Genomic DNA, 13,449 nt, shown 5'->3' with positions numbered 1-13,449 from the left:
TCCAGCACTTTTGAGCCCCATCCCCCCTCTCCCTCTGGGAGAGGGGCTGGGGGTGAGGGCCTCTGGGAGAGGGGCTGGGGGTGGTCGCGTGAGCGGCGCGGAGCGCTTGGGCCTCTGGGAGAGGGGCTGGGGGTGAGGGCCGTGCGCCTCAATTCAAGTTGAACAAGTAGGCTTTCGGGCTGCCCAAAACTGCCCAAAGTTGCAGATAAAGCTACTCACCCCGGAAAAGGGGCTGGCACTTTGATTCGATAACCTAGAAGTTATGGAGAGATCTGCACAGGGAAGGCAACTGCCCCTGCAAGGCCACAGACACCCGCCAGAACTCTGGAGAATTAGGAGATTTGCAATGAAAGCTATCTTAGCAGCCGCTGTGATTGGTTGGGCAGGGATCCCTCTGCTGGCCCCCTTGCCGGTGGTGGCCCAGCCGCTTTTTGAATTGGGCACCTACCGCCTTGAGCAGGGGACGATCATTCCCGTCGGCAGCCTCAGCAGCGAAGGGCCGCAATACTTTTATCCAGACACCATCTATCCCCTGGAAGTGGCCGTCACGCAAAACATTTTCGACAACCAGGGGCGTTTGGTGATCCCGGCTGGCAGCCGCGTCTTCGGGCAGATGGAGCCGGCGCCGGGCGGATCCCGCTTTGTTGCCACTGCCATCGTCCTCGGGGGTCGCACCTATAGCCTGCGGGCTGTTTCCAACATTCTTCACGACGAGAAAGATCCCCGGCAGTATTCGGCTGAGGCCATCGCCCAGGATGCGGCCATTGGGGCAGCCGCAGGCACCCTTTTGGGAGCCATCACCGGCGGTGTCTCGGCGGGCAATGTCCTGGGAGGGGCAGCGGCTGGCGTAGTGGTAGGCAATGTTACCGCTCCCCAGGTGGTGGTGCTGCGCCCCGGCCAATCTTTTAATCTGACCTTGGAAGCGCCGCTCACCCTGTAACCCTCGGCTCCTGTTCCAAGGCAGGGGTGGAGATCTGGCAACTTGTGATTTACTGGATAGGCAAGTTGCAGCTCCCGTGTCTCTATGCCTGCAGAATCTAAGTCCACTCCTGTCTTGCACACCACAGAGCACACGTTCAACGCCGGGGGGGAGTCCTTCCCCTACAGGGCGGTGGCTGGCTGGCAGACGCTCTTCCGCCGAGAAAAGCCGGTGGCCGAGATCTTTCACGTCGCTTATCTGAGGCAGGATTCTGACTCCCCGCACCGCCCGCTGACTTTTGTTTTCAACGGCGGGCCGGGGGCCGCCTCTGCCTATTTGCACATGGGATCCCTGGGGCCGAGACGGATTTGCTTTGGGCCCAACGGCAGCCTGCCGCCCTCGCCGGTGCAACTGGTGGATAACGCCGAAAGTTGGCTGCTGTTTTCTGATTTGGTCTTCGTCGATCCGGTGGGGACAGGCTTTAGCCGCGCCCTGCCCAAGGAGTCTCAAGACGCCAAAAGTTCTCAGGAAAAATCCGATCCGGCGGCCAAGCCCACTCAGCCGGAGGAGAAGGAGGAGGAGCCCCCCAAAGAAGCACCCTTCTGGGACGTGGAGCGGGATTTGCAATCTTTGGGCGAGTTTATCCAGGGCTTCCTCTCGCGGTATAAGCGCTGGCTCTCTCCCATTTTCATTGCCGGTGAGAGCTACGGGGGATTTCGGGTGGCGCGGCTGGCCAAGGAGCTGCAAGCCAAGTTTGGGGTGGGCCTGTCAGGAGCGATTCTCATCTCGCCGGCCATCGAGTTCGGGCTGCTGGAGACCACCGATTACAACCTCAGCACCTGGGCAACCCTGTTCCCCTCTTACGTGGCCACGGCAGCCTATCACGGGCGGTGTGGCTGGGGGGAGGATTTGCAGATCTTGCTGCCCAAAGCAGAAGGCTTTGCCCGCCAGCGGCTGTTGCCTCTTTTGGCCATGGGGGAGGCGATGCCAGAGGCAGAGCGGCAGGCCATCTACACAGAGATGGCGGCAGGGATCGGACTCTCACCTGAGTATGTGGCCCACAAAGGCGGTCGGATCGACCCGGCCAGCTTTGCCCGCGAGCTGTTGCGCTCCCAGCGGCTGGTGCTGGGGCTGTACGATGCTTCCGTCACCACGGTGGATCCCTTTCCGGATCGGCCTACCTTCGAGGGATCCGATCCCACCTTGGATGGGGTGGATCGCCTCTTTACCGCCGCCATCAACAGCCACCTGCGGGAGACCCTCCAGGTGGACACAGACTTGACCTACCACCTCCTGAACTTAGAGGTGTTCAAGTCCTGGCGGTTTACCCCCAAAGGGGAACTCAAGCAAGGGTTTATTGGCGCCATGGACGAGCTGCGCAGCAGCATGGCCCTCAATCCCCACCTGCGGGTGGGCATTCACCACGGCTTCTACGACCTGGTCACCCCTTACTTTGCCTCCGACCACCTGGTGGACTTGATGAAGCTGGATCCCCGCCTCAAGGCCAACCTTCTCTTGCGCCACTACCGCGGCGGCCACATGTTCTACACCTGGGATCCCTCGCGAGTGGAGTGGTTTGCCGAGATGCGCCAGTTCTACCGCCAGGCCGTTTCCGGCCTAGGGATCCCTTCGTGATGGGCAACCCCTACTCCCGCAGCCAACGGGTGGTGCCGTCTTTTTGGTCGATGAGGGTGATCCCCAGGGCCTTTAACTGCTCCCGGATTCGATCCGCCTCGGCAAAGTTTTTCGCCCTGCGGGCTGCCGTGCGTTGGGCCACCAGCTCCTCGATCTGCTTTTCTTCGAGGGGTGGAAGCTTGGCCAGTTCCCCATTGGCGACGGCTTTCTCAGATCCCTGGGCGGTGGCAGGCTGGGGCCAGCAGAAGCCCAGCGTGGTCAGGATCTCCAGCAGGGCGGCGCTCTTCTGCCTCAGCACCTGCGGCTGCAGGTGGGTGTGGCCCTGGTGGGTCAAGAGGTTGTGCTCACGGATCAGTTCTTTGGCCAGCTCAAAAGCAAGGGCCAGCGCCCCAGGGGTGCCAAAATCATCGTCCATGGCCGCCTGAAAGGCTTGCATCGCCTCGCAATCGGGAGATGCCGTCTGGCAAAACTGCTGGGCGCAGTGGATCCCTTTTTGGAGGGTTTCCCAGCCGTGGCTGGCCGCCTGCATCGCCGGCTCGGTGAGGTCAATCGGGCTGCGGTAATGGGTCTGCAGCAGGAACAGCCGCAGGGCCATGGGGTGATAGACGGCAAGCGCCTGGCGTAGGGTGGTGAAGTTGCCCAAAGATTTGGACATCTTCTGGCCGTTGATGTTGACAAAGCCGTTGTGCAGCCAGTACTTGGCCAGCGGCTTGCCGGTAATCGGCTCCGATTGGGCCAGCTCGTTCTCGTGGTGGGGAAAAATGAGATCCGCTCCGCCGGCGTGAATGTCGATGTGATCCCCCAGAGTCTCTCGCACCATGGCCGAGCATTCGATGTGCCAGCCCGGACGTCCCCAACCCCAAGGGGACTCAAACCCCGGCTCGGAAGGGGGAGCCGCCTTCCAAAGAGCAAAATCGAAGGGATCCTGTTTGCCAGCCCCTTCCTCCCCCACCCGGCCACTGGCCCCTGCCTCCAGCTCCTCTAGCTTGCGACCGGAGAGCTGGCCGTAGTCCGGGAATTTACGGACGGCGTAGTAGACATCGTAAGCAGGGATCTCCGCCTGACGGGCAAGGGGATCCCGTACCCGGTAGGCAAAGCCCTTGAGCTCCAGCGATTGGATCAGCTCGAACATCGCCCGCAGCGATCGGGTTGCCCTGGGGTAGAGATCGGCCCGCTTGATGTTGAGGCGATCCATATCCTGGAAATACTCGGCGATGAAGCGTTCCGCCACCGCCTGCATCGATTCGCCCCGCTCTAGGGCCCGCTTGAGGATCTTGTCGTCCACATCGGTAAAGTTCTGCACATACTTCACCCGGTAGCCCCGCCACTCCAGGTAACGACGCACCATGTCCCAGACCACATAGGTGCGCGCATGGCCGAGGTGGCAGAGATCGTAAACCGTGACGCCGCAGACGTACATCCGCACCAGGGGCTTCTCCCCAGCAGCCGCCTCGGCGGATCCCTGAGAAGGATCGGCAGAAATGAACCCAGATCCCCCTGCTGCCAGTGGCTGAAACACTTCCTTGCGGCGGGTTAATGTGTTGTAGACAACCAAGTCCATTGATATCCCCAGTTTGTAGTTTCAGCTACAGCAAGGTGGGCTCTATCTTTCAAAAAAGTAAGGTGGCACACTTTGCCCTGAATCGGATAAGGCTGGACAAAATCTCAACGGGCCAAGGGCTGAAATCATTGTGGGGTAAGCGTTTTAGCCGAAATTACCTGCAAAGGCTTGTCTAGATTTGTTAACTACGGTACCCTAACCTGAGTGCGAACCAACCTGTTCATGATCCAACTTCACTTCGGCTTGAGCCACCGCAGTGGGGTTGGATAACAAGGGGTCTGTGCCCCTCATTTTGACATCTTCTTCTCTTGCACTCTAGTGTCAGCCTGTTGGTGTGAGGATGCCCCCAAAATTGACGTTCTCAACTCCCCGCCAGGGAGAGCTGGAGCACAGGGGTGCTGCCGTGAGCCCCCTTTCTCCGCCCGAGATCCCAACGCTTCAGGATCCTTCTGCCTATGAAGGCTGGGACAGGGATCCTGCCGCCCCCTTGAGGCTCCGGTGGGCCGGTTTGGCCCTCTCTCTCAGCTTAACGGGCCTGGTGTGGCTTCTGAAGCTGGAGGCGGATCCCTGCACAGAAGCTTTGGCAGAGCAGATGGCGGATTTGCAGCCGGCCAGGCGCTCAACCGAGGCTGAGACAGCTCAGCCAGAGCCTGGGGATTCAGCGCCGGCGCGGCGGGGTTATCCGGCTTGGGCCACCAGCCTTCTGCTGATGCTGGGCTTGGCTGGGGTCGCTACCCTACAGCAGCGACAACTGCATCGCCACCCTTGGGGATCCCAGGTGGCGGAGCCGATTCCGCCCTCGGTGCACACGCTGTCCGGCGCCCTGCAGCAGAACTACGAGCAAAAAAAAGCCCAACTGCGGCAAGCCTTCGAGGCCGGCCAGATCCCAACCGGGGAAGGGCCTCGAGGCATTCTCGAGCATGAGGTGCAGCCGGGAGAAACCCTCTGGCATCTGACCCAGATGTACCAGCTCGACGCCGCCGCTATCGCCGTCTCCAATGGTATGCAGGCCAGCACGCCACTGCAGCCGGGGCAGAAGTTGCTGATCCCCAGCCAGCCGGGATTGATCTACACCGTCCAGCCAGGAGATACCCTGGAAGACATTGCCAACCGCTACCAAGTTCCGCAGCAGCGGATCATCGAGGCAACCCCCCTGGATCGGCCTGAATATCTGCGCATCGGCCAGCGGCTACTCATCCCCGGCGATGTGGGCGAGCTGATCCGGCGCGAGAAGGAGAGGATCGCCGCCCAGAAGGCCCGCGAAGCGGAAGAGCGCCGCCGCCAGGAAGAGGAAGCCCAACGCCAAGCCGAGGAGCAAGCTCGATTACAGGCCGAGCAGCAGCGCCGGGCCCAGCAGATGCAGCAAGAACGGCAGGCCCTCTTGGCCGGTGGCTCCCTGACCCACACGGTGGGAGCCGGTGACACCATCGAGCGGATCGCCGCTCGCTATGGGGTAACGCAGCGGTCGATTATCGAGGCCAACAACCTGCGCAATCCCCACTGGCTACGCATTGGCCAACGCCTGACGATTCCGGCACCGGGCACGCAGCCCCCCCGCCCGGCCCCCGCCCGACAAGCCCAGAGACAGACCCAAGCTCGGCCAGCGCCGCCAGCTCCTCCCCGGGCTCGCAGCAGTGGCTTCATCTGGCCGGTTGCCGGGCAAATCACCTCCGGCTTTGGCTACCGTCGCGGTCGCTTCCATGCGGGGGTCGATATTCCCGGCCCGGTGGGATCCCCCATTGTAGCCGTTCAGGAGGGGGAGGTCATTTTTGCCGGCAACGCCGGGGATGGCTACGGCAACCGCGTGGATATTCGCCATCCCAACGGGATCGTTACCCGCTACGCCCACGGCCACCAGATCTACGTATCCCAGGGCCAGTATGTGCAGCAGGGGCAGACAATCATGAGCCGGGGCAATACGGGCCGCAGCACAGGGCCGCACCTGCACTTTGAAGTCCGCCCCGGCGGGGGTGCACCTGTGGATCCCCGCCCCTATCTGCCCTGATCCTATCCCCAAAGAACCTGGGTCGAACAACCAGTTCGGGCATAAATTGCTAGCCTAAAAAAGCAAACTCCAGACCGTAGGAACACGCCGATGCAGTGGGTGAACGCGCTCTCCCAGCTCCCTTCTCTGGAAGCGGCTCTGCGGCAGGTGGTGGAGGAAGCCAAGGCTAAGCTGCAGGCAGCCCAACTGAAGAGCGCCCTGACGCGACAGGTGCAGGCGGTGGGATCCGGCAGCTTGCCGGGGCTGCTCACCGGGTATGTCCCCTCTCAGCCTCTGCGGCCCAACTTGGGGGTTTTGTTTGTGTCGGCGGCCTTTGCCAGCGAGTACATTCGCGTGCTGCCCCTGTTGTCGGAGCTGTTGGAGGTGGACGTTTTGATCGGCTGCTCCGGCGGCGGTATCGTGGGTGGGGGGCATGAAATTGAGGATGGGCCGGCCCTGTCCCTGTCTTTGGCGGTGCTGCCGGATGTAGCCTTGCGCCCTTTTTATTTGCAAGGGGAGCAATTGCCGGACTTGGATGCACCCCCTTCGGCGTGGATCGATCTGGTGGGAGTTGCGCCGCAGACCCAGCCGCACTTTTTGCTCTTGGCGGATGGGTTTTCCTCCCGCATCTCCGAGCTGCTGCAAGGGTTGGATTTTGCCTATCCAGGGGCGGTCAAGGTGGGGGGATTGGCCAGTGGCGGCCGCGGCCCGCGCGGCAATGCTCTGTTCTTGCTGGATGCGCGTACCCCCACACCCCGGCGGGAGCTGTATCGGGTAGGCACAGTGGGGTTGGCCCTTTCCGGCAACGTGGTGCTGGAAGCCGTAGTGGCCCAGGGGTGTCGCCCCATCGGGGATCCCTTGCGCGTCACCGAAGCGGAGGGGAATGTGATCCTCGGCTTAGAGGGGCGTCCTCCTTTGGCGGTCTTACAGGATTTGGCCGAACGGCTCAGCCCATCGGATCAACGCTTGGCTCGCCAAGCTCTCTTTATCGGCCTGCTGATGGACGAGTTCAAATCCGAGCCGACGCCGGGAGATTTTCTCATTCGCGTGATCCTGGGCATCGATCCACGGCTGGGGGCAATGGCCATCGGGGATCGGGTGCGCCCCGGCCAAACGGTGCAATTTCATCTGCGCGATGCCCAGACTTCGGCGGAAGATCTGCAGTGGGCCCTCAGCCGCTATCGTGCCGAGCGCAACCTACAGCAAAGCTACTCCTCAGAGGGCCCCTCGCAACCAAGGCCGGAGCCCTGTGGGGCGTTGATGTTCTCCTGTCTGGGACGAGGCAAGGGGCTGTACGGCACCCCCGACTTTGACTCGCAACGGTTTCGGGAATTGCTGGGGGAGCTACCCCTGGGGGGCTTCTTTTGCAACGGCGAGATCGGCCCAGTTGGGGGATCCACCTTTTTGCACGGCTACACCTCTTGCTTCGGGATCTTCCGGCCCGCCCACTAGACCCCCATCCCGGGAGCCGGTGAAATTGGATAGACTGAGGATCGCTTGTGAACGGCGTAACCGAAGGGTTTTTCATGCAGCTTCATCTCAGCGAGCCACCACTCACTCAAGGGGAATGTGCCCTGGTCTACTGCTTTGCGGCTTCTGGCGGAAATGGCCGCCTACCTCTGCCCCCTGAGATCGCCTCTTGGGATGAAAAGGTGTGGTCGGGTCTGGTGGCGGAAACAGTACAGGAGCAAGGGTTTCAGGGCAAGCCGAACAGCAGTGTTGCCCTGCGCCTGACCGGAGAGCTCCGCAAACTGGTGCTGGTGGGGCTGGGGGATCCCGCTGCCCTGACGCTAGAAGCCCTACGACGGGCCACAGCCAACGGCCTGCGCCAGGCTCATGGCTTAAAAGCCAAGCGGGTGATGCTGTCTTTGCCGGAGACGGGGTTGGATCGGGTACGTGTGGTTCAGGCGGTGGCCGAAGCCTGCCTATTGGTGGCGCACCGGGACAATCGATTTAAATCTTCAGCCAAACAGGAAGAGGAAAACAGCTTTTCTGTGCAGGAGGTAACCCTCTTGGTGCCGGGGTTGGCCCAGGCTCGCCCCGATTACGAAGCCGCGCTGCAGCGGGCTACTGAAATGGCTGCAGGGACGATCTTGGCTCGGGAATTGGTGGCTGCCCCCGCCAACATCGTTACTCCTCTGGCCCTGGCCGATACGGCCCGCCAACTGGCTCAGGAATACGGTCTAGAGGCGGAGATCTTGGGGCAGGAAGAATGTGAAGCTCTGGGGATGGGGGCCTTTCTGGGTGTGGCCAAAGCCTCTGATCTGCCGCCCCGGTTCATCCACCTCACCTACAAGCCGGCACAAGGGGATCCCGTCACCAAATTGGCACTGGTGGGCAAGGGTCTGACCTTCGATTCGGGTGGATTAAACATCAAAACCGACTCCCGCAGCATCGCCATGATGAAAACCGATATGGGGGGAGCAGCGGCGGTTTTGGGGGCTGCGCGGGCCTTGGCCGCCCTCAAGCCTCAAGCGGAGCTGCACTTCATTGTCGCCGCCACGGAAAACATGATCAGCGGCCATGCCATCCATCCGGGGGATATCCTCACCGCTTCCAACCAAAAGACCATCGAGGTTAACAACACCGACGCAGAAGGTCGCCTTACCCTGGCAGATGCACTGGTATTTGCAGAAAAGCTGGGCGTCGATGCCATTCTCGACCTGGCTACCCTGACCGGTGCCTGTGTGGTTGCCCTGGGGGAAGAAATTGCCGGATTGTTCACCCAAGATGAGACGCTGGCCCAGGAGCTGCAGCAAGCTGCCAACCTCTCAGGAGAAAAAATCTGGCGAATGCCGATGGAGGAGGGCTATTTCGAGGGCCTCAGCTCGATTGTGGCCGACATGAAAAACACCGGCCCCCGCTCAGGGGGATCCATCACCGCCGCCCTGTTCCTGAAGCAGTTTGTGGAGAAAACTCCTTGGGCCCACCTGGATATAGCAGGCCCCGTTTGGACAGAGAAGGATGCAGGCTACAACAACAAAGGGGCCACCGGCTATGGGGTGCGCACGCTGGTGGAGTGGGTCTTGGCGCGCAGCTCATAACTCCGCCTTGGGGCCCTGCAAAATCACCAAAATCTCCCGGTTTGCCCTGCGGAGTTTTTGGAATCTACGCTCTTGTCTGGATAGCGAGCGAGATGGGATCTCGCCGCGATGGCCGCCTGCTGGCTGCTTTAGCCGACGTGAGCGGTGGGGTTGACCAGGCCAATTACTTGGGTGTAGGCGCCGCGAGCCTGGGTCACCCCGATGGTGCGCTCGGCTTTTTCGAGCATGGGGCGGCGCAGGCTGACCACCAAAAATTGTGCCTGGCGGGATTGCTGCCAGATCATGTCGGCCAACTTTTCCACGTTGGCCCCATCCAAAAACATGTCCACTTCGTCAAAGGCATAAAAGCTGGAGGGGCGAAACCGTTGCAACGCAAAAATAAAGCTGAGGGCCGTCAAGGATTTTTCTCCGCCCGACATGGCGCTGAGACGACGCACCGGCTTGCCTTTGGGGCGGGCCACCAGGGTCAGACCTCCAGCCAAAGGATCCTCTGGGTTTTCCAATTCCAAGTAGCCCTCGCCCTCGGAAAGCTGGGCAAAGATGGTCTGGAAATGGCTGTTGATGGCATGGAAGGCATCCAAAAACGCTTGGCGGCGCAGAGTAGAAAAGTTCTCGATGCGCAGCAGCAATTCGGTGCGCTCTTGGTGCAGGGTTGCCAGTTTGGCGCTGAGATCCCCTAGGCGGGCTTGGGTCTGTTCGTATTCGGCGATGGCCAACATGTTCACCGGCTCCAGGGATCGCAATTGCTCTTCGATTTTGCGTTTTTGCTGCTGCAGCTCGTCTAGGGTCAGGTGGGGGGGCAAGGGGGGAAGGGGATGCGGCAGCGCTTGGGCCGCAGCTTGCAGTTGGGTTTGCAGTTGGGCCAGGATGGCCTCTTTTTCTTGCTGTTGGGTGAGGGCGTTGTAGCGTTCCCATTCCAGGCGTTGGAGCTGCTGCTGTTGGGCGCGCAGTTGAAATTCCTGCCGCTCTCGCTCTTGGCGCAGGTGGGCGAGGCGGGCTTCAATCTGGCCCATCTGTTGCCGTTGCTCGGCAATGTGCTGCTGGATTTGGGCGAGAGTGGCCTGGGCCTGGGCGATTTGCTCTTGAAGTTGGGCCTGACGCCGTTCGCCCTCTTGCAGGCGCTCCTGGTGGTGCTGGATCTGGGCCTGCTTCAGGTGTTGCTGGCTGAGGTTCTCCTGTTGCTGTCGCTCCAGGTGGGCCAGGTGGTGTTGCAGCTCCGCCAGGTGGCTCTCCTGCTGCTGCACTGTCTGCTGCAGTTGCTGCCAGTGCTGGTTGACCGGGGATCCCTCCAGTTGGCTGAGCTTGAGGGTGAGGTCGGCCAGGCGCTGTTGCAAGGGATCCCAGCGGAGTTGAATCTGGTGCAGCCGCTGCTGGATCTGGTGGCTTTCGCTTTGCCATTGCGTCAGGGATCCCTGTAGGTGTTGCAGGCGGGCCTGCTGGTTTTGGCAATCGGCCTGGTGTCGCTCCAGATATTGCCGGGCTTGCAGGGCATCCTGGCGGGCCAGGAGCAGGGTCTGGGCCAGTTGTTTTTCGCGGGCTTGGGCGGCTTTTAGGCGAGGGGTGAGGGCGGCCAGCAGCGCTTCCAGATCGGCCAGGCGGGCGCGCAGGGCTTCCCCTTCCGAGTGTTCGCCGGCAGAAAAATGGATCCCCTGTCGCTGCGGGCTGGTGCCGCCGCTGATGGCCCCTGAGGTTTCCAGCAGCTCCCCTTCCAGGGTGACCATGCGGTGCTGGCCGATGTAGGGCCGGGCCAGCTCCAGGCTCTGGAAAACCAGGGTGGATCCGAGCACAAAGCCAAAAACATCTCGGTAGCGCTCTTCAAAGTGCACCAAACGAATGGCGTAGTCGATCAGACCGTTTAAGTTGAGGGGGGCGGGCGGGCGGGCGGGCGGCAGCTTGTTCAGAGGCAAAAAGGTGGCGCGCCCCAGTTTTTCCCGCTTTAAGAGGTTGATGGCGCTGACGGCGACGCTGTCATCTTCCACCACCACAAAGTGCAGTCGGTTGCCTGCCGCGATCTCCAGCGCCAGTTGATACTGGGGATCCACCTGCCCCAACTGGGCCACCAATCCCAAAACCCCCGGCAGGCGGGCGCTCAGGATGGCCTGGGTGGCGCGGGATCCCTGGGATTCTTGCAGCACTTGGCGGCGGGTCTCCCATTTGTCCAGTTGCCGCTGCTTGGCGTGGAACTCGGCGGCCAGCCGCTCGTGGGTGGCGCGATCCAGCTCCAGGTTGGATTGCAGTTGCGCCAGCTCTTGGGCCAGGGCCTGCACCTGGGCTTCCGACTGCCGGCAGGCCTGTTCCAGCTCGGCGGTGAGGGCCAGGTGGGATCCCAGCCACGTCTCGATCTGGGCGATCTCCGCCTGGGTCTCCTGGCTTTGCCGTTCCAGTTGCCGTTGTCGCTCTTGCAAGCGAATTTGCTCCTGCTGCAGAGGCTCCTGTTCGGCGCGGATCTCTTCGAGGTGGCGGGTGAGGTAGCGCTGCTGCTTGACCCAGGCCTCGGCAGATTGGGCCAGGGCCCGCAGTTGTTCGCGGCTTTGCTCCAGGCTGATTCGGGCTTTCTGCACCTGGGCTTGCAGGGATCCCTGGGCTTGGGCCAGTTGCTCCTGTTGGCTTTGCAGGTGTTCCAGCTCTGTCTGCAGGTGCTGCTGTTGGGTTTGGCGCTCCTGCTGCAGGCGCTGCGCTTGCTCGATTTCCTGCTGCCAGGCTGCGATCTGTTGGCTGAGCTGTTGCCGTTGCACTTCGGTGGCAGCGATCTGGGCCTGCAGGTGCAGGTATTCTTCCTCCCCCAGGGCGTGGATGCGGCTTTGCAGCTCGCTCAGGGCGGCTTCGGCCTGCTGCAACTGCTCGCTCAAGGTCTGCACCTGAGCAGTGGCTTGCTCCTGAGCTGCCAAAAGCTGACGAATGGCTGCCTGGGTTGCTTCCACTTGGGCTTGCAAATGCCGCCAGAGCAACACCTGTTGCTGCTGCTCCAGCGTTTGCCACTGCAGCCGCAGTTGCTGGTACTGCTGCGCCTTTTCGCTCTCCTTGAGCAGCCGCTCTCTTTGGGCTTGCCATTCCTGCTCGATGAGCCGGAAGCGTTCAATTTGTTCTCGCACCCCCTCCAGCTTGGCGTTGGCCTGGGCGATCTTGCGGTCGAAGGTGGCCACCCCCGCCAATTCGTCGAGGATCTGCCGCCGCTCCTTGGAGTTCATGGAGATGATGCTGGTAACATCCCCCTGCAAGACAACGTTGTAGCCGTTGGGGTAGATGTGCATCGCCTCCAGTTGCTCGTGCAGCTCGCTCAGGGTGCAGGGCACATCGTTGATGTAGAAGGTGCTGGTGTAGGGCAGGGAGTCGGGATCCTCCCCCTTGCCGGGGCTGACCCGCAGCCGACGGCTGACTTTCCATTCTCTGGGCTGGCCATCTTCTCCCGGCCCCAGATCGAAGGTGACGGAAACGTGGGTCTCCACCCGCCGGTTGCTGTTGAGGCTGCCGGAATGCACCAGATCCGAAAGCCTCTCTGCCCGCATCCCCCGTGAGGAAGACAGCCCCAGCGCAAATAGGATCCCATCCAGGATGTTAGACTTGCCGGAGCCGTTGGGGCCGGAGATGACCGTAAAACCCGGCAACAGGGGCAGCGAGGTCGTGCTGCCAAACGACTTGAATCGGGTCAGCTCGATCCGCTTGATGTACATCCCACCCCATATCTGGTGCAACCAGCAGCAGATGATGGCACCAGGCTAGCACGGGTAGTGCAGCCTGCCCAGCCTCTAAGAAGGCCCAGGATCTGGGCTTGGATCGACGAGCAGATCGGCCTTTTGCAAAAGACGATGCACCTCTGCCTGTAGCTCTGGCCACTTGTAGGTGAGCAGGTTGGGCTTGGGGATGAGCAGCAACTGGTAGCCAGGCTTTAGGTTTGGACAGAGAGGCCGTATGGCCTCCCGCAGGCGACGCCGCAGCCGGTTCCGCCGTACCGCCGATTTGCTCACTTTTTTGCTAACTGCCAACCCCACCTGGCTGGGGATCCCTTCACACCCTGGGGGCATCGGCTGAAACAGAAGGGTCAAGCCCGCACCGGAACGACGCTGCCCCGCTTGGTAAAGCGCCTGGAAAGCTCGCCGATCCCGCAAGCGATAAGGAGCAGGCAGCATGGTGGCGGATCCCACCCTGAACTAAACAAAGGGCCCTGCCCTTAAAGCCGGATCGCGCCTCAAGAAACAGCCAGGCGATAACGCCCCTTGGCCCGCCGCCGCCGCAAGACCTGCCGCCCGGTTGCTGTGCGCATTCTGGCCCGAAACCCAGAGACGCGAATGCGTCTGCGATTGGTGCC

9 protein-coding genes are annotated in these 13,449 nt (G+C 61.7%); 5 read left to right on the top strand and 4 right to left on the bottom strand.

Annotated features, from left to right (window positions below):
- The first annotated feature begins 346 nt into the window (after window positions 1-346).
- Both NW844_RS07215 and NW844_RS07210 read left to right on the top strand, forming a co-directional pair.
- Complete coding sequence (locus NW844_RS07215; protein ID WP_414334709.1) at window positions 347-940, top strand: hypothetical protein; 594 nt, start codon at window positions 347-349, stop codon at window positions 938-940.
- Window positions 941-1,024: 84 nt separating this feature from the next.
- Window positions 1,025-2,554, top strand: a complete 1,530-nt coding sequence (locus tag NW844_RS07210; protein WP_414334708.1) for a S10 family peptidase — start codon at window positions 1,025-1,027, stop codon at window positions 2,552-2,554.
- A 10-nt stretch (window positions 2,555-2,564) separates the two neighbouring features.
- On the opposite strand, the gene cysS is transcribed toward NW844_RS07210, so the two are convergent.
- Window positions 2,565-4,115 (bottom strand): cysteine--tRNA ligase, encoded by a 1,551-nt coding sequence (cysS, locus tag NW844_RS07205; protein WP_414334707.1) that lies wholly within the window; start codon window positions 4,113-4,115, stop codon window positions 2,565-2,567.
- Window positions 4,116-4,518: 403 nt separating this feature from the next.
- Here cysS and NW844_RS07200 point away from each other — a divergent pair, with 403 nt between their 5' ends.
- The 3 genes from NW844_RS07200 to NW844_RS07190 all read left to right on the top strand — a co-directional run bounded on the left by NW844_RS07200 (window position 4,519) and on the right by NW844_RS07190 (window position 9,143).
- On the top strand, window positions 4,519-6,120 hold the full coding sequence (locus tag NW844_RS07200) for a LysM peptidoglycan-binding domain-containing protein (RefSeq protein ID WP_414334706.1): 1,602 nt from the start codon (window positions 4,519-4,521) through the stop codon (window positions 6,118-6,120).
- A 90-nt stretch (window positions 6,121-6,210) separates the two neighbouring features.
- On the top strand, window positions 6,211-7,551 hold the full coding sequence (locus NW844_RS07195) for an FIST N-terminal domain-containing protein (protein WP_414334705.1): 1,341 nt from the start codon (window positions 6,211-6,213) through the stop codon (window positions 7,549-7,551).
- A gap of 74 nt (window positions 7,552-7,625) precedes the next feature.
- Window positions 7,626-9,143, top strand: a complete 1,518-nt coding sequence (locus NW844_RS07190) for a leucyl aminopeptidase (RefSeq protein ID WP_414334711.1) — start codon at window positions 7,626-7,628, stop codon at window positions 9,141-9,143.
- A 128-nt stretch (window positions 9,144-9,271) separates the two neighbouring features.
- On the opposite strand, the gene smc is transcribed toward NW844_RS07190, so the two are convergent.
- The 3 genes from smc to rpmH all read right to left on the bottom strand — a co-directional run.
- Window positions 9,272-12,814 (bottom strand): chromosome segregation protein SMC, encoded by a 3,543-nt coding sequence (smc, locus tag NW844_RS07185; protein ID WP_414334704.1) that lies wholly within the window; start codon window positions 12,812-12,814, stop codon window positions 9,272-9,274.
- 75 nt (window positions 12,815-12,889) lie between these two features.
- A complete protein-coding gene (gene rnpA / locus NW844_RS07180; RefSeq protein ID WP_414334703.1) occupies window positions 12,890-13,270 on the bottom strand; it encodes a ribonuclease P protein component in 381 nt (126 codons plus the stop codon).
- Between the two features lie 59 nt (window positions 13,271-13,329).
- The coding region (gene rpmH, locus NW844_RS07175) for a 50S ribosomal protein L34 (protein ID WP_414334710.1) at window positions 13,330-13,449 on the bottom strand (120 nt) is incomplete at its 5' end.

The sequence above is a fragment of the Synechococcus sp. H55.2 genome (assembly GCF_047462495.1).
Classification (GTDB): Bacteria; Cyanobacteriota; Cyanobacteriia; order Thermostichales; family Thermostichaceae; genus Thermostichus.
This window is presented reverse-complemented; position numbering and strand designations above follow the sequence as displayed.